Origin of the sequence: uncultured Ruminococcus sp., from assembly GCF_937915125.1 — a bacterium.
Classification (GTDB): Bacteria; Bacillota; Clostridia; order Oscillospirales; family Ruminococcaceae; genus Ruminococcus_C.
In genome coordinates this window covers 24,537-41,368 of the sequence record NZ_CALDMP010000095.1, presented here as the reverse complement: position 1 = coordinate 41,368, position 16,832 = coordinate 24,537, and the positions used below count along the sequence as shown (strand labels likewise).

Here is a 16,832-nt window from a genome sequence, read left to right as displayed (position 1 = left end):
AAGATGCAAGCATATGACGTGCAAAGCCGGAAGGCGCTCTTTGTGCGGTGTTGCCATAGAAATGGTGGTGTTCGCTTCGCTCGCAGATTATAAATCAATGTATTATTTAATCTGAATCCATCGCCGCAGGCAATACCGATATTCCTCATTCTTATTCAAAAGCTAATACCAGTATAGCATAATTTTTCTTCAAAATCAATGTGTCACGACATACATTCTATGTACAAAAAGCCATATTCCGACTTTTTTTGATTCATGCATCGGAATATGGCTTTGTTTTATTTTGTGGAAGCAATTCTTCCGCCGCCGATGACGATATCCCCATCGTAGAGTACCACTGCCTGTCCGCAGGTAATGGCACGCTGAGGCGCATCAAATTCCACGTGCAGGATGCCATCTTCGGTCTGCCAGGCTGTAGCAGGTTGTGCCGGCTGACGGTAGCGTATCTTTGCCTGTACCTGGATGGGATGGGGCAGGGAATCGCAGGAGATGAGATTGACATCAACTGCCGTCAGTGTCTGAGTGAACAAGTCCTCGCTGCCGCCCAGGGTGACGGTATTTTCTTCCGGACAAATGCGGCAGACATACAGAGGATGTGCTGCAGAGATTCCCAGTCCACGCCGCTGACCGATGGTGTAGTGTATCACGCCCCGGTGAGTGCCAATGGTTTCTCCGGCAGTATTCAGAAACTTTCCCGGCTGGGGCACTGTTCCCGTATACCGTTCAATGAAAGCGGCATAGTCGCCGTCCGGCACAAAGCAGATGTCCTGGCTGTCAGGCTTGTCGGCGTTGAGAAAACCGTTTTCCTCTGCGATTTCCCGTACCTGCTGCTTGGTCAGTTCGCCTACGGGGAATTGTGTATGTGCCAGCTGCTCTTGGGTTAGGTTATACAAGACATAGCTCTGATCTTTGCTGTGATCTAGTCCTTTTTTGAGCAAATATCGTCCGATTGCTTCGTCATATGCCACCCTTGCATAATGCCCGGTGACAATGGTATCCATCTGCATTTCTTTCATGCGGAGGAACAGCTTTTCAAATTTCAGATATCGATTGCAGTCAATGCAGGGATTGGGTGTCCAGCCCCGCTGGTATGCGGAGACAAACCGATCCATGACTTCTTTTTCGAAATTAGCGGTGAAGTTGAAAACATAATAGGGCATATGCAGACCATATGCCACGCTCCGGGCGTCCTCTACGTCATCCAGAGAACAGCAGGTTTTTTCCCGCTTGACACCTGCCTGTTCGTTTTCAAACAGTTTCATGGTTGCGCCTACGCAGTCATAGCCTTTTTGCTGCATGAGCAGTGCTGCAACAGAACTGTCTACGCCGCCGCTCATGGCAATCAATGCTTTTTTCATACGTTCCTCCTTGTACAGTGTCATTTATTTCAGTGATTCTTTTATTGCTCAAATACAAGTATACCGAAGTTCACGCAGATTGTCAAGGGTGCACGAAAGAAACGAAAATAACCGCCTTGAGCGACTCGCTTAGGGCGGTTATTTTAAGGCAACACCGCACAAAGAGCGCCTGGCGGCTTTGCACGTCATATGCTTGCATATTTTCCGTCATATTTCACAAAAATGCTCGTGAATACACAAAGTATTCACTGCGCTTTTTGTTTCATCTGACGAAAAATCTGACGGCGCATTTGACGCACAATCTTTGTGCGGTATTGCCTTAACTAGATTTATAATTTATATAGGAGCAAGAAACGTCTACCGGTATACTCTTTTCCTTTATATAAGACTGAATTTTAGCAGAGCTTCCGGATTTCGCATTATAAAGTCTCTCACTGCTGATAAATCGTTTTCTTCACCGTGTCCACGATCAGTTCTGCACACAGTTCCAGTCCCAGGGCACCACTGTTCAGGCACAGGTCATAATTGGATTTGTCGTACCAATTGCCGCCGGTATTGATGCTGTAAAACGTTTCACGGCGCTTGTCGGTCTTGCGGAGCATTGCCTCCACCCGGCGCGGGTCGACCTGATATTCCTTCACAGCACGCTCTGAGCGGGACTTTGTGTCCGCATAGATAAACACATTGAACAGGTTCTCCAGATCACGCAGGATATAGCTAGCACAGCGGCCCACAATGACGCAGTCACCTTTTTCTGCCAGTTCCCGGATGATATTCGTTTCAATGATATATACCTTATCTGACAAGGGCAGATTTTCCTCAATGGTGCGTGTGGGGCTGGAAGTCAGCATCAGTGTATACAAAAAGCTCTTCGGTGCAGCCTCTTCTGCTGTCTCCAGATATTCCATAGAAACGTTGCAGCGCTCCGATGCCATTTTCAGGATTTCCCGGTTATAGCACGGGATTCCCAGGCGCTGCGCCACCAGTTCGCCGATTTCACGGCCGCCGCTTGCATATTCTCTTTCAATTGTAATGATTCGATGACTCATCTAAAATGCCTCCATTCTTGGTTCAAAAAATGCTTTCTTCCATTATAGCATACTTTACGATTTTTTGCACGTTTCCAGAGCGATTTTTTCTCCTGTTAGCGAAATTCTACGTTTTCCACATATATTACGAATTATTTTTGTTAACTTTCACAACATCAAGAAGCGGCATTCATAATTGCCTGAATGATCTCCGGGTAGTACCAGGTGCAATTTTTCCGGTCGAAGAGTGCGAAACCGTCTGCCTTTTCGCCGTTATCCCAGAGGAAACATTTGATGCCGTGTTTCTTGGCAGCGCTGATATAATAGCCGTACCATGCAGCACGTGCAGCGGTGTTTTCGTTTTTATTGACCGCACCGCATTCGTCAATAATCACCGGAATACCCTTGCTGACAAAGGTGTCGTCCAGGTACTGGAATGTGGTATCCAACTCGGACTTGTCCGCATCGGAACCCCAGTCTGCACGATTATCCTCCGGACCGCAGAATTTCCACGGCGTATAAATGTGCAGAGAGACGATGACATGGTCATCATTAGGTACTTTCAAACCACTGACAGCTTTTTTCTCCACAGACTGAGCGTAGGTTGTCACAATAACGGTACGGTCTGTATTGGCGCCGCCGGATGCCCGGACGGTATCCACAAATGCCTGGAACAGCTGGTTGATAACATCATAGGATTCCTGCGTACCGCCAGTCCATTCTTCCGCAGAGCCAACCACACGAGGTTCGTTCATACCCTCGAAAATCAGGCGGTGGTCATAATCCTGGAATTCTGCACAGATCTGTTTCCAGATATTCGTCAGGACTGCCTTGTCATTTTCCAGCTTATCATTGGTAGGCGTCAGCCAGAGGTAATCGTCGTGGTGCACATTCAGAATGACGTACAGACCGCAGTCATAGGCATAATCCACGACCTCCTTGACACGAGCCATCCAGTCCGCTTCAATGGTACCATCAGCGGCCATATGTTCACCCCAGGTTACAGGGATTCGCACAGCATTGAAGCCGGCATCCTGTACTGCTTCGAACATTGCCTTTGTCGTTTTCGGATTGCCCCAGCCGGTCTCTGTATCGCTGGAATTGGTATTATAGCTGTCCAGGGTATTCCCCAGATTCCAGCCCACCTTGATATTTTCTACGATCTGCGCTGAGGTCATAGCGTTGACTTCTTCACTGGTAGGCGTTTCTCCGGAGACAGATGGTACTGCACTGCCGGAAGCTTCTGCGGCATCGGTTTTCGGCTTTGTCTGGGTTGTTGTACCCGTGCTGTTGCTGTAACGTACACTGACATTGTTCAGGGTAATGCTTGCCTGATCGCTCCACCAGAAGCCAAGCATGATATCGCCGCCGTTGTCGATGCTTTCCTTCACATCATCCGGTACAATCCATGTCAGGGACAGACTGGACGCATCCGTAAAAATGCAGACATTTTTGCTCTGATACCAGCCCTTATCTGTGGCGCAGTCCGCACTTTCATCCACCGACACACCAAATGCGCCAGTGAATTTCCCCAGCGAACCGCCGCCACTGATATCAAAGGTTACAGTCTGGAGCGTATCTTCCTCGCCAATCAGATCAGAAAGGGGGATCTTTGCTGTTTTGGCTGCTTCATTATTATAGTTCAGTGTAGCCGCCGGGCTGACGGAATTGGTGCCATCCACCGGTACTTCCTTGGTGCGCGTGTAGGTGCAGACAATGCTTGACAGCTTCACTTGCTGTACATTGCTCCACCAATGGCCGAACAATACCTCTCCGTTGGGGTCAATATAGGACTGGATCTCCGTGGGAACATTCCAGGTAAACTCCGCATAGGAACTGTTCAGGGACTGCTCAAAGTCAGTTGCCTGATACCAGCCCTCGTCTGTAGCGCTGGCGCAGTCGCTGGAAACAGAAACGCCATAGCCGCCTTTATAATTCCCCAGATTGGAAGAACCGTCTGCCGCATACACAATAAAGGTAAAGGACTGTACCACATCGCCCTCTTCTATGAAGTTACTGAGCTTTGCTTTATAGTTATTGGCATCCTCATTGCTCCGGTCGAGAATGGCATTGATATCCGTGATCTCCGTTCCCAGGGTGGAGGAAACAGTTTCCACTGGGCTGACATGCACCGTGGTTGTCTCGACCGTTGTCTCCGGTGCTTCTGTTTCCTGAGAATCCTCGGCAGATGTCTCTGCTGCGGAGGATTCTTCCTTCTGGGAACTGCTGCCGTTATTCTGGCTGCCGCAGCCTGTGAAAACCGATGCGCTCATAACACCGGCAAGCAGAAGTGCTGCAAGTTTTTTCCAATGCTTCATATTTGATATCTCCCTTCATTGACAGAAAAACGGCAGCTGCCGGAGCATCTGCATACACCCCATAGCAGCCGCCGTTATTTTCCATAAAAACGCTTAGTCTACTGTAACGATCTCGCCCATCAGGTCACGCGGTGCACTAATAGCATTAGATTCGTCAGTATCAATATGCATTGCAGTTGCATAACTCGGGGAAACACGGCAAACCACATCACCCAGAATTGCCTTTCTGCCGTCGGTGTCTACCTTTACCCAGACAACGTCCTTATCCTTGACACCGAACTTTTCAGCATCTTCAGGAGTGAAATGAATGTGACGCTTTGCCACGATCACGCCCTCAGAGATCTCCAGTTCGCCTGCCGGTCCAACGATCTTACATGCGCCGGAACCAGCCACATCGCCGGATTCCCGGATGGGAGCAGCAATGCCGATGGAACGTGCATCTGTTGCAGACAGCTCGACCTGGTTTGCGCTGCGGAACGGACCAAGGATAGAAACGTTAGGCAGTTCCTTCTTCGGGCCAACGATGGTCACACGCTCTTCACTTGCGAACTGACCCGGCTGGGACAGCATTTTCTTCACTGTCAGTTCCTTACCCTCGCCGAACAGCACTGCAAAAGCCTCCGCTGTCAGATGTACGTGTCTCGCAGATGTTTCCACGATAAATTTCTCAGACATGACAATAACCTCCAATAATATATATGTTACTTTTCTTATTGTACTACTTTTTTCCGGATTCGTCAAGTGGCTTTCCAAGATTTTCACTGCGATACAACAAAAACCGCTGCCTGGGCAAAGCAGCGGTTTTGTGTTATGCGGTTTTACATCTTTGTTTCTCTTTATACCTCTGTTTATCCTTGTACATTTCGGAATCGGCTTTGGCACATAAGCTGTCAAAATCTTCCCCATTTGTATATGCGGCGCCCAGAGCGCAAGTGTAAGGTGTTTTTTTCATTTCTATGCAGATATCTGTCAGCATTTTTTGCACAATGCTTTGTTTTGTTTTTATGCACAAAATCATGAATTCATCGCCGCCTGTGCGATAAAGCATGCATCCTTTGGGGACCGCTTTTTCTACGGCGTTTACGGTCGCACAGATGGCTTCATCCCCCTTTGCATGGCCTTCTGTATCGTTTATCTTTTTCAGATTATTGAGGTCGATGGAAACCACAGCAGTAAGATCTTCTTTATGCTTTTCCGAATCAATGTAAAAGCAGCGGCGGTTTAGCGTATTCGTCAGGGGATCGCGTTTAAAGCTTTCCACGCTGAAAAACATGTAATAGAACACGATGGAAAGGGCATATGCGGTTCTGCTTGAACCATACATTCCCATGAATGATTCCATTACCATTGCGATAATGTTTACAGTCACGATCAAAAATATGATAAGCCCTTCGGAATAGTCTTTGCGGCAGAATCGGGTCACCGTCAGTAACAGCAGCAATATCATGTAAAAAATACATACGATGTGCGTAAAATAACCCAAGGGGCCTCTTACAAATTCATTTGCATCGTTGTATGTATAGACAATATCTGTAAAAAATGCAGAAAAAGCAGCCAGCGCATTCAGGAACATAGGGATCAGTATCAGAAATCTGAACAAACGGCTGGTGTTATCATTGCGGAGCGACAGCTTTACAAAGAGGTATATGATCAACGGTCGGACTGCATAGCCCACTGCACAATACAATATGCATAGAGCTGCGGAACTGCCGTATTCTACCTCCCAGAGTTCGGCGAAATAGACGATCATTTCAATAACGGTTATGATAAGACTCAGTCCGAAAGTCCTGTTTATCTTTTTCTGAAAAATCGAGTTCATCATCAGAAAGGCTGACATAAAGCCAAGCATTATCAGTGCAGGGAAATTCAATTCAACAAACCATCGCACCATGCTATTTCTCCTTTTTTACTGCAACATTTTCGGCTTCCAAAGGGTTGGTTTCAGGGAACACCGTTCCACGAAGGGTTATCATATATTTTTACATCGTTTGTGTACAAAATCACGCCCGGAAATCTTCGTTTTTCTGCGGTCGTTCTATTTTATATTATATCACGCAATTTGAGCTTTGTCAATTCTCATAATAGCGTAGCACAGGATATTTTTAGAAATTTTTTTGCACCACATTGGCATGAAAAACAATGGGAAGAAGTCTTGACAACGCCGCCGAAATCGGGTATAATATAGAAAAGCAGAACACACCGAAAGGCGGTCTGCTCCCAAATAAAAGATAGTTAAGAAATAACCGTCCTAAGATTGGAGCTCTGGGGGCGGTTATTTCCGTTTATTGTGCGTTAAGTAAGCAAGATATGCCACAAAGACATCACAAACAATGCTGATGAGTTTGGAGAGAACATCCAGATTCATGCGCATTCACTCCCTTCCGGGAGCGTGGATTCGACCGCCTGATACGTTATCCGCATTCGGTGTGTTCTGATATATTGTACCAGCTTTGTCGATATTTGTCAAGCAGTGGAAAAGCACTTGTCGGGGAAGATATTGCTTTCGTACACTCGATAAATTTCCAGAAAAATCCACCGCCGTTTTAAAATGCTTCTGTGATACACGAAATTATTTTTGGAAAGGGAAGAAAAAAAGACATATTCTTCTGAAAGCCAGCACATTTTCGCTGAGATCGACGAAAAAAAGAAAAAACAGGAATGAAAAAATCACGCAATTTAGAGAGGTTTTCCTGTCAAGAGTAAAAATGCACAAAATCAGTGCAACAATGTTGTGTAAATCATAAATTCTGTACAAAAGCCATTGACAAAACAATTTTGGCATGTTATAATAAATATGCAATCACGGAAGAGAGCGTTGATAAGTTCTTCCGTACTTCTCCAGAAGCCCGCCGATGCGATGCCGGCTTTTCAGCAGAAGCGGGTGCTTCTGGAATCTTACTTATTCTATTTTACTAAAACTATATTTATTATGAAAGGTGGAGTTTTATATGAAAACCCCGATGAACGTTTTGACAAGCATGAAGAAAAAGAAGAAGAACCGCAAGGGCTTCTCACTCGTTGAGCTGATCGTTGTACTGGTTATTATGGCGATTCTGGCTGCGGCTTTGGTTCCGACTTTGATTGGTTATATCAAGCAGACGAAAGAGTCTAATATAAAGAATGAGGCATCTTCTGCTGTTTCTGCTGCTCAGACCATTGCTTCTTCTGCTTTTGCTGATCCAAATGGTCAATATGTCAGCAAAGCAACTGGAAGTGCTGTAACTCTTACAATTTATACAGATTCTAATCCTGAAGCCTATACAGCTGCTTCAATTAGTAGCACAGGACATACAGCGACTTCAAATGATGCGAAAGGTATTGCTGATACCATTGAACTGCTTGCAGAAGTTCCGGGTGATGTTACTTCTTTAACAATTGCAGGCGGTAAAGTTACTGGATTAACTTATGTAAGTGATGGCACTACTGTTACCTATAATGGCTCTACATATTCTGTAAGCTAAGCTTAACCAGTTAAGAAAATTTTACAAAGCATTCAGCACAATTGGGTGCTGAGTGCTTTGTTGCGTATCTGGAACCCCTCCACCATTGCTTCGCAATGGTCCCCCTCCCCTTTCAGGGGAGGCTCTGGGGGCACGAATTTGCTGAATAAGCCTCCCCTGAAAGGGGAGGGGGACCGCCGCCAGGCGGTGGAGGGGTAAACCCGGAGAAAGTAAAAACAATGGAATCTGAAAAAAATTATCATTACACCGGATACAATGCAAAACTAAAAGAAAATGCACGCATACTTCGAAAAAATATGACAAAGCAGGAAAAACATCTATGGTATGACTTCCTGCGAACCTGTCCAATAAAATGGTATAAGCAAAGAGTAATTGGACGTTATATTGTAGATTTTTATTGTCATGCGGCGCATCTGATCATTGAACTGGACGGCTCACAGCACTATACTGAAGACGGCGAAGAGTATGATGAAATTCGCACTGAAATTTTGGAACAGTATCAGTTAGAAGTGCTTCGTTTTCCTAATGTAGAGGTCGACCGAAATTTTGAAGGTGTTTGCCGTGCAATTGAGGAAAAAATAATGTCGAGATTAAACAGGTAATCGTCTAAAAAAGCTCCCCTAAAGGGGGAGGGGGACCGCCGCCAGGCGGTGGAGGGGTCGATATCTTCTTCCACAAAAGCCTCCCCTGAAAGGAGAGGGGGACCGCCGCCAGGCGGTGGAGGAGTCGAAATCCTCTTCCACAAAAGCCTCCCCTGAAAGGGGAGGGGGACCGCCGCCAGGCGGTGGAGGAGTCGAAATCCTCTTCCACAAAAGCCTCCCCTGAAAGGGGAGGGGGACCGCCGCCAGGCGGTGGAGGGGTATCCAAAAACTTGAACATGGGAGTGAGAAACCATTGCCAAACTATAAATACCGTGCCACAGCACTCAGCGGAAAAACTGTTAGAGGTGTTATGACCGCAAGTGATCCAGAAGCACTGCTGAACGAACTTAAGAAAAAAGATCTCTTTCTGCTGGATTATACCCAGACTTCCAAAACATCTTTTGGCTCGAAGCTGAAAGCCAAGGAACTGACAGACTTCTGCCGTCAGCTGGGAAGTCTGCTAGAAGCCGGCGTCTCTGTCATTCAATCCTTTAACATCATTTCCAATCGTGACAGTATTTCGAAATTTGCAAAAAAATGCTTTGCGGAAATGACAACAGATTTGAAGCACGGAAAAGCACTCTCCGAAGCTATGGCAGACCAGGGAAAAGTCTTTCCGGAACTGCTCATCAGTATGGTTCGTGCCGGTGAGGCAAGCGGTAAGATCGGCGAAACCTTTATGAATATGGGGGAACATTTCCAGAAACAGCAGCGCATCAAGTCTCAGGTAAAGGGTGCTCTTGCGTATCCTATCGTGCTGATGGTTCTTTTGGTTGCAGTGATTATCCTTATGTTCACGGTCATTCTCCCCATGTTCGGCGATATGTTCACAGACACAGAACTGCCCCTCATGACAAGGATCATGATGGGCATGAGTAATTTCCTGATCCACTACTGGTATGTTGTCATTATCGCTGTGGCTGTCCTTGTCTTTTTGTTTATCATGATCATGCGCAATCCCGCATCTCGGCTCGTAATCGATAGGATGATCGTTCACCTTCCGAAAATCGGCGGTCTGGTGCGCATTGTCTATACGGCAAGTTTTTCCCGGACGCTGGCGTCACTTTATACCAGTGGTCTTTCCATTTTGAATGCACTCCAGATCTCACGGGATACGGTGAACAACAGCTATCTCCGTTCCCAGTTTGATGACTGCATCAAAAGCATACGCATCGGTAACCCCCTTTCGGATTCCGTGAAGGCAATGGACGGCTTCGACAGCAAGCTGGGAGATACAATTAAGGTCGGGGAGGAGACCGGTAAGCTGGATTCCATGCTGCTTTCCACAGCGGATGACTATGAATATGAGTCCAGTGCGGCAATCAAATCCATGATGTCTGTCATCGAACCGGTGATGATCTGTATTCTCGGCGTTGTCGTTGCAGGCGTTATGGTCTCGGTGCTTGTGCCCATGTACTCTATGTATGGCAACATCGATGAAAACACCGTGGCAATCCGGGCGATTCTGCCCCATATTCTGGACTGGATAAGGAGATGAGAACACATGAAAGATGTTTCCATTCATGTATATATTTCCAATCATCAAATACAGGTGATTACTGGCGTCTATGCGAAAAATAAAATACAGGTGCAGAATTTCTACCAGGAGGAACTGGAGGAGGGCTGCATCCTCAACGGCATTATCATGAACAGCTATTCGCTCCAGAACACCCTGTCGGAAATGTGGAAAAAATACAGTTTGCCTTCCAAATCCGTGTCTCTGGTGGTAAATGGAAGCTCAATTGTCACAAAGCCCATGAAAATTCCCCAGACACCGCCTAAAAATGTGCCGGGTCTTATTAAAACAGAGTTCCGGGAAATGGAAAATATCCAGAACTTACTGGTAGATTATTCCGTCATCAATCCGCGGAATCCTGACGGCTCCTGTAGTATCTTTGCGGTGCTCTCCACGAAAGAATTCATCACCAGTTACATTGAACTGTTCAGAGAGGCAAAGATCGAGCTTTCGGTCATTGATCTGGTGCAGAACTGTCTCATTAAAATGATGAAGCGGCTGAAATCGCTTCAGGATAAGACATTTACCGTATTTATTATGGATGGCAATATGCTCATGCAGTGCTTGTTCTCCAACAACGACTTTATCATGACGCGCCGCAGCCGTATTCTGGCAGACCCGTCCGATCCCGGCTTTGAGCGTGAAGTGGGGCAAAATATCAACAGCATCATTCAGTTCAATAAGTCGGAACAGACCGGCTCGGATATTACCGAGATTTACCTTTGCGGTTTTCCGGCGGGAACAGAAGAGCTGTTTCCGCGGTATTCGGAGAATTTCGCTGTTCAGGTTCGTGCGTTTCCGGATTTTCTCCCCACAGAGCTTGTTCTGCCGCAGCATATGAACCCGGCTGACTTTATGATTCTGCTGGGTAGCCTGATCCGCTATTCAGAGTAAGGACGGGAGGGAAGGACTATGGCGAAAACGCCAAAAAAGGATATTAACTTATATACGCTCGTGGTTGCGCCAAAAGCAAAAACTGTAAAGAAAGGCGCATTGATCACGGTGATTGGTATTGTGGCAGTGCTGCTTCTGGGCGGCAGTTATGCCGGTGTAAAAATCTATGTTCATACACAGGACAAAATTGTTGCCGCATTGCAGGAAAAGGCAAATGACACGGAATTGATGGAAAAAATTGCAAACGCCAATGCTGTGGCTGCTGATATCGGTACCCTGCGGACAGCAGGGAATGCTTATGCAGAGGTGCGCAAAGAGATCGACCATTCCCGTTCCTATTGCGATGATTTTTCTGACGATCTGACGGAAAAGCTTTTGAGCTGTGAGACTTACAGTACAGCGCAGGAGGATATCACGGTGGCAACGATTACCGGACTTTCTTATGACGGTGTAGTGCTTTCTATAACGGCAAATTCAACGAACAGCACGTATGTTTCTTTTTTTGTGACAAATCTCACACGGCTGGGTATTTTTTCGGATATTTCCTATTCCGGCTATGTGCTTTCAGATACAGAGTATACCTATACCATAAGCGCGGTGTTTGTGGAACATGTTTATGAAGAAACAACGGAACCGGCGACGGAGGTGGCACAATGACAACGGAAATTACCAGAAAACAAGCGATTATGCTATCGGTGCTGGGTGTTGTATTGGTGGTCATCTGCTTTGTCCAGTTTCTGATTCGTCCGATGCTTACTACAGCATCGGAAACCAAGGAACAGATCGAGACGCTGACACAGCAATACGAAGCGTTGGTGCAGCAGAGTCAGAGCTACGATCAGAATGTGCAGTCTCTTGAGGAGTGGAAGAAAAAGAACAGCGAAGAAACTGTGCGGTTGTTTCCCCTTAGTGACTGTGAACGTATCGATCGGTTTTTGAACTTTGTGATGAATGAGTGCGGCGTAAAGGTGACAAGTCTCTCCATTGGTGAGACAATGGAATATTTCGTAGACGGGGAAGGCAATCTGATTACGGCGAATCCGGATACCGTTGCATCGGCGGCGGAGAATCCTGGTGCGGCGGCTGAGGGCGATGCTGCTGCGGCATCTTATACAGCTACCGGCGAGTATCGCTGTGATTTTACGTATTCCATGGAGGGAAACTATGAGGACATGGTGCAGATGCTGAATTTTGTCAACCGTGTGTCTTTCCTGGGAATCACGAGCTATTCATTCAATAATATAGATGACCCCAATGCAGTGATCGATGAATCCAATCCCCAGGATGAGAAGAAATTTGCAGATTATTACAGCTTTACAATGACCATTACTGCTTATATGTATGAGAGCCCGCTCCAGACGGATGCGGAAGTTTCTGAGGAGGAATCCGCAGAAGACGCCGGAACGGAAAGTGAATCCGGTGCTGCGGCAAGCGCTTAACAGGTGATGCACATGAAAAAGAAACGTGTCAGTTTCAAAGGTACTGCAATGCTTTGGGCTGTCCTGGTGATGCTGATGATCTCTCTGATCTCTGCTGGTATCATTTTCATCAGCAGGGTCTATTATGTCCGGGAGCAGGAGGAGAGCAACCGCTATCAGGCGAAGCTCTATGCAGAATCAGCAATTGAACTGATCTCGGCTGATATTCAAAGAGAAGGCGATGTGTTGGAAGATGGAACATCATACCAAAGTCCCTATGTCAGCACATCCAACTCTACAGAAACTGTAAAGATTATGTTCCCGAATGCAGAAAACTGGACTTGCACTGTTACAATCAGTCATTCTGTGGTAGATACTTCCACAGAGGCATCTGCCAGAATAAGCGGGGAGATTTATCTGACTGCCAAAGTGACACGGCATACACCTGGCGGCAACGCTCTGGAATTGGCTGAGGTTTGTGCAAAAATGACGAATCCCACGGAAACTGAAACATGGACGCCTGCGGTATATTACAACTTATAAACGGAGGGATGCGATGTGAAAACGAACAAAAAGGGCATGACGGTGGTAGAAGTGGTGGTTGCATTTGCAATGATCTCCACATCTTTTGCCATTGGCATGGCTGGCATCGCAACCGGTGCAAGCTTTTTGAACTCCGGTGCAAGAATGAAGCATGCACGGAGTAATGCTGTTGTGGAAATGACAAGTACAGAGACAGGTTTGACAGTGGCAATTGAAGGTTCCACGGAAACGTTTACCGTAGTAAAGCAATATTCTGAGGATTTTGTGCAGTATCGTCCGCAGTCGTAAGGAAGTGAGACGCAATGAGGAAATTTTCCAAAAATCAAAAGGGCTTCACGCTGGCGGAAGAAGTTGTTACTGTTGTGTTGATCGGTGTTCTGGTTGCAACATCATCTGGCATCCTCATGCACGCCATGCGCATCTTCTGTCGCAATGTCATTACTCTTACAGCACAGGAAAAAGGAATTGCGGTAATGGAACAGCTGGAGAGAAATCTGGAGTATGCAACAAAAATCTACAAAAGTTCAGAATCTTATACGATAACATATCCATATCAAGTACAATTATCTCTAAAAGAAGATGAAGGAAAACAGTACTTGAATGCAGAAACCACTTTAAAATATTCCAATACGGATACAGGACATACTGCGGAAAATCAAGTTTGTAAACTTGGAACGTATAAAGCAAGCTATACTGTGGAAGAAAGCGGCGTAAACCGAGTTAAAGTGAATCTTAAAATCGAACGAAACGGTACTGTGTATTATTCCGATTCGAGGATTATTGAACTGAAAAATTCTCCAAATATATCAGGGCTAAATTATGACAGCAAAGTTGCAACTGATGGAAGCTTATGTATCGAAGGATTAGAATAAATCAAATGAAAAAAGGTGAGAGCATTGCAGAATTTACCAATTGGTGAAGTCCTGAAAGAATATGGCTATATTACACAGGAACAAATTGACCAGGCACTGCAATATCAGAAATCGCAGACCGGCAAAAAGATGCGGTTTGGCGCACTGCTGAAAGAAATGGGTTTCGTAACAGAGACCCAGGTGCTGGAAGCGCTGGGGAAAAAACTGGATCTGCAAATGGTGAATCTGGAGGAGTACGAGGTCAACGTGGACACCGTTGCCAAAGTTCCAAAGCAGATCGCCGAAAAATACTGCGTCATTCCGGTTTCGGAAATTGACGGCAGATTGCAGCTGGTGATGTCTGACCCTCTGAACTTTTATGCCCAGGAGGATATCCGGCAGATCGTGGATATGCCTCTGGAAGTATTTCTGTGTGAAGAGGGAAAAATCAGAAAAGCCATTGAATATTACTATGCCGAGATCAGCACCAAACAGGCGGCGAAGAAGGCAAATATTTCTGCGGAAGATATCGAAGTACCGCAGCTGACAGCTGATGATGCCGATGACGATGTGCCCATCATCAAGCTTATTAACTCCCTGCTGGTACGGGGTTACAGTACAAATGCCAGTGATATTCACATTGAACCTTTTAAGGACTTTACACAGGTTCGTATGCGTATTGACGGCGAGATGGTGCAGTATCTCACCCTGGAAAAAGCGCTGCACAACTCTATAGTTGCCCGTATTAAAATTATGAGCAACCTGAATATTGCGGAAAAGCGAATTCCCCAGGATGGAAATTTTCATGCTGTACTGGAGGGCATTGATATCAGTATGCGTATCTCCGTGTTGCCCACGACCCAGGGCGAAAAAATCGTTATGCGTTATCTGGTATCTGATACAAAGATCGATCATGCCGGGCACTTTGGTATGAATGACCATTCCTATAATATGCTCATGAAAATGATGTCTGCACCGAACGGCATTATTTATATTACCGGTCCTACGGGTTCCGGTAAAACTACCACCCTGTACATGGTTTTGCAGCACCTGGCACAGCGCCCGGTGAATATCTCCACCATCGAGGATCCGGTGGAAAAAGATCTCCCTGGCATTACTCAGACTTCGGTCAATGTGGCTGCCGGTATGACCTTTGCAGTTGGTCTGCGTGCGCTGCTCCGTCAGGACCCGGATATTATCATGATCGGTGAGACCCGTGACGCAGAAACAGCTGAAATTTCCGTTCGTTCTGCAATCACTGGTCACTTGGTTGTTTCCACGCTGCATACCAACGATGCGATTTCGTCCATTGTCCGTCTGGCGGATATGGGCGTTGCACCATATCTGATCTCCAATTCCCTTGTGGGCGTTGTAGCCCAGCGTCTGGTACGAAAAGTCTGCCAGTTCTGCAAATATGAAGCCCCGGCAACTGCCGATGATATTGCCATTGTGGGAGAGGGAATTCCCATGATCACACGTGGCAAGGGCTGCAAGGTGTGCAATAACACCGGCTATAAAGGACGTATTTCCATACATGAAATGGTTTATATTGATAAAAAGCTCAAGCGTATGATCGCAAACGGCGCGGACAGCGAGGAAATGACACAGTATGCGAGAGAATCACAAGGCATGAGAAATCTGATGGAAAGCGCCATTGAATTGGTAAAAGAAGGCGTTACCACGCCGGAAGAAGTTATGAAGATCGCGTATTATTCTGACTAATGAAAGGAAGAACAACACCATGACAATGAATGAATTAATTATGAATGCCCGGGAGCGCAAGTGCTCCGATATCCATATCAGCGAGGGAATGCCGGTTTCGTTCCGCATTCACGGACAACTGGTGGACAGCGGTTTTTCGTTCCCAGCAAGCGAAACTCGGGAAATGATCCTGTCCATGATGAACGAGGAGCAGATCGCACAGCTGGAAAACGGTGATGATGCAGACTTTGCCATCGAAACACCGGATTATTGCCGCCAGCGTGTTAACGTGTTCCGCCAGATGAAGAAAATTGCAGCGACAATTCGTCTGCTGAACAATACAATTCCTACCCTGGAACAGTTGAAAATGCCCAAGGTACTGCGTGATCTGGCAGACCAGCCCCGTGGTCTGATCCTGGTGACCGGTCCTACGGGAAGCGGTAAGTCCACGACGCTTTCGGCAATGATCGATTACATCAACAAGAACCGTGCGGAACATATCATTACTATCGAGGACCCGGTGGAATATGTTTACGATTCTGGTATGTCCGTGATTCACCAGCGTGAGATCGGTGTGGATTCCAAGAGTTTTGCAGCATCCCTGCGTTCTTCTCTTCGTGAAGACCCGGATGTAATTCTCGTGGGAGAAATGCGTGACTATGAGACAATCTCCGCGGCAGTAACTGCGGCAGAAACAGGTCACTTGGTTATGTCCACTCTGCACACCACAGGTGCGGCGCAAACTCTGGATCGTATCATCGACAGCTGTCCGCCTCACGCCCAGAACCAGATCCGGACACAGCTGTCCACGATCCTGAAAGGAGTCATTACCCAGGCGCTGATCCCCCTTGCAGCAGGAGGCGGACGTGTTGCAGCAACGGAGATTCTGGTGGGAACGGATGCGGTAGGCAGTCTGATCCGTGACAACAAGTGCTTCCAGCTGTCCACAGTAATGCAGTCCAGCGCAGCACTGGGAATGCATACGTTGAATGCTGACCTGGCACGGCTGGTCAGAGCTGGCACCATTCGCCGGGATGATGCCATCCGGGTATCGAACAATAAGAACGAAATTTTGGATTTGTTAAGCTGATTCGAACCGCTTC

16 protein-coding genes are annotated in these 16,832 nt (G+C 46.7%); 11 read left to right on the top strand and 5 right to left on the bottom strand.

Annotation, left to right across the window (positions count from 1 at the left end; genetic code table 11):
* Positions 1 to 278: 278 nt before the first annotated feature.
* The 5 genes from mnmA to Q0418_RS09805 form a co-directional block, all read right to left on the bottom strand.
* The gene (gene mnmA / locus Q0418_RS09825; RefSeq protein WP_298483959.1) at positions 279 to 1,358 is read right to left on the bottom strand and encodes a tRNA 2-thiouridine(34) synthase MnmA; all 1,080 of its coding nucleotides are present in this window, start codon (positions 1,356 to 1,358) and stop codon (positions 279 to 281) included.
* A 431-nt stretch (positions 1,359 to 1,789) separates the two neighbouring features.
* Complete coding sequence (locus Q0418_RS09820; protein ID WP_298483958.1) at positions 1,790 to 2,407, bottom strand: AAA family ATPase; 618 nt, start codon at positions 2,405 to 2,407, stop codon at positions 1,790 to 1,792.
* A gap of 155 nt (positions 2,408 to 2,562) precedes the next feature.
* Positions 2,563 to 4,704: a cellulase family glycosylhydrolase gene (locus Q0418_RS09815; RefSeq protein WP_298483957.1), complete on the bottom strand. Its 2,142-nt coding sequence runs from the start codon at positions 4,702 to 4,704 to the stop codon at positions 2,563 to 2,565.
* A gap of 93 nt (positions 4,705 to 4,797) precedes the next feature.
* Positions 4,798 to 5,379 carry a phosphate propanoyltransferase gene (gene pduL, locus Q0418_RS09810; protein ID WP_298483956.1) on the bottom strand — a complete coding sequence of 194 codons (582 nt, stop codon included), beginning with the start codon at positions 5,377 to 5,379 and terminating at the stop codon, positions 4,798 to 4,800.
* 133 nt (positions 5,380 to 5,512) lie between these two features.
* Entirely contained in the window at positions 5,513 to 6,595 is a 1,083-nt protein-coding gene (locus Q0418_RS09805) for a GGDEF domain-containing protein (protein WP_298483955.1), read from the bottom strand.
* Between the two features lie 1,057 nt (positions 6,596 to 7,652).
* Between Q0418_RS09805 and Q0418_RS09800 the strand changes: the two genes are divergently transcribed.
* The 11 genes from Q0418_RS09800 to Q0418_RS09750 all read left to right on the top strand — a co-directional run bounded on the left by Q0418_RS09800 (position 7,653) and on the right by Q0418_RS09750 (position 16,819).
* Entirely contained in the window at positions 7,653 to 8,165 is a 513-nt protein-coding gene (locus Q0418_RS09800) for a prepilin-type N-terminal cleavage/methylation domain-containing protein (protein WP_298483954.1), read from the top strand.
* A 218-nt stretch (positions 8,166 to 8,383) separates the two neighbouring features.
* Complete coding sequence (locus tag Q0418_RS09795) at positions 8,384 to 8,767, top strand: endonuclease domain-containing protein (protein ID WP_298483953.1); 384 nt, start codon at positions 8,384 to 8,386, stop codon at positions 8,765 to 8,767.
* Positions 8,768 to 9,059: 292 nt separating this feature from the next.
* The gene (locus tag Q0418_RS09790) at positions 9,060 to 10,304 is read left to right on the top strand and encodes a type II secretion system F family protein (RefSeq protein WP_298483952.1); all 1,245 of its coding nucleotides are present in this window, start codon (positions 9,060 to 9,062) and stop codon (positions 10,302 to 10,304) included.
* A 6-nt stretch (positions 10,305 to 10,310) separates the two neighbouring features.
* Positions 10,311 to 11,216, top strand: a complete 906-nt coding sequence (gene pilM / locus Q0418_RS09785; RefSeq protein ID WP_298483951.1) for a type IV pilus biogenesis protein PilM — start codon at positions 10,311 to 10,313, stop codon at positions 11,214 to 11,216.
* Positions 11,217 to 11,234: 18 nt separating this feature from the next.
* A complete protein-coding gene (locus Q0418_RS09780) occupies positions 11,235 to 11,873 on the top strand; it encodes a hypothetical protein (RefSeq protein WP_298483950.1) in 639 nt (212 codons plus the stop codon).
* The gene (locus Q0418_RS09775) at positions 11,870 to 12,655 is read left to right on the top strand and encodes a hypothetical protein (protein WP_298483949.1); all 786 of its coding nucleotides are present in this window, start codon (positions 11,870 to 11,872) and stop codon (positions 12,653 to 12,655) included. The genes Q0418_RS09780 and Q0418_RS09775 overlap by 4 nt, the downstream gene beginning before the upstream one ends.
* A 12-nt stretch (positions 12,656 to 12,667) precedes the next feature.
* Positions 12,668 to 13,177 carry a hypothetical protein gene (locus Q0418_RS09770; protein ID WP_298483948.1) on the top strand — a complete coding sequence of 170 codons (510 nt, stop codon included), beginning with the start codon at positions 12,668 to 12,670 and terminating at the stop codon, positions 13,175 to 13,177.
* 15 nt (positions 13,178 to 13,192) lie between these two features.
* Positions 13,193 to 13,465, top strand: coding sequence for a hypothetical protein (locus Q0418_RS09765; protein ID WP_298483947.1), 273 nt, complete (start codon positions 13,193 to 13,195; stop codon positions 13,463 to 13,465).
* Between the two features lie 14 nt (positions 13,466 to 13,479).
* Complete coding sequence (locus tag Q0418_RS09760; RefSeq protein ID WP_298483946.1) at positions 13,480 to 14,049, top strand: PilW family protein; 570 nt, start codon at positions 13,480 to 13,482, stop codon at positions 14,047 to 14,049.
* A gap of 15 nt (positions 14,050 to 14,064) precedes the next feature.
* The gene (locus Q0418_RS09755; protein WP_317336593.1) at positions 14,065 to 15,750 is read left to right on the top strand and encodes an ATPase, T2SS/T4P/T4SS family; all 1,686 of its coding nucleotides are present in this window, start codon (positions 14,065 to 14,067) and stop codon (positions 15,748 to 15,750) included.
* A 19-nt stretch (positions 15,751 to 15,769) separates the two neighbouring features.
* Positions 15,770 to 16,819, top strand: a complete 1,050-nt coding sequence (locus tag Q0418_RS09750) for a type IV pilus twitching motility protein PilT (RefSeq protein ID WP_298483944.1) — start codon at positions 15,770 to 15,772, stop codon at positions 16,817 to 16,819.
* Positions 16,820 to 16,832: the final 13 nt, after the last annotated feature.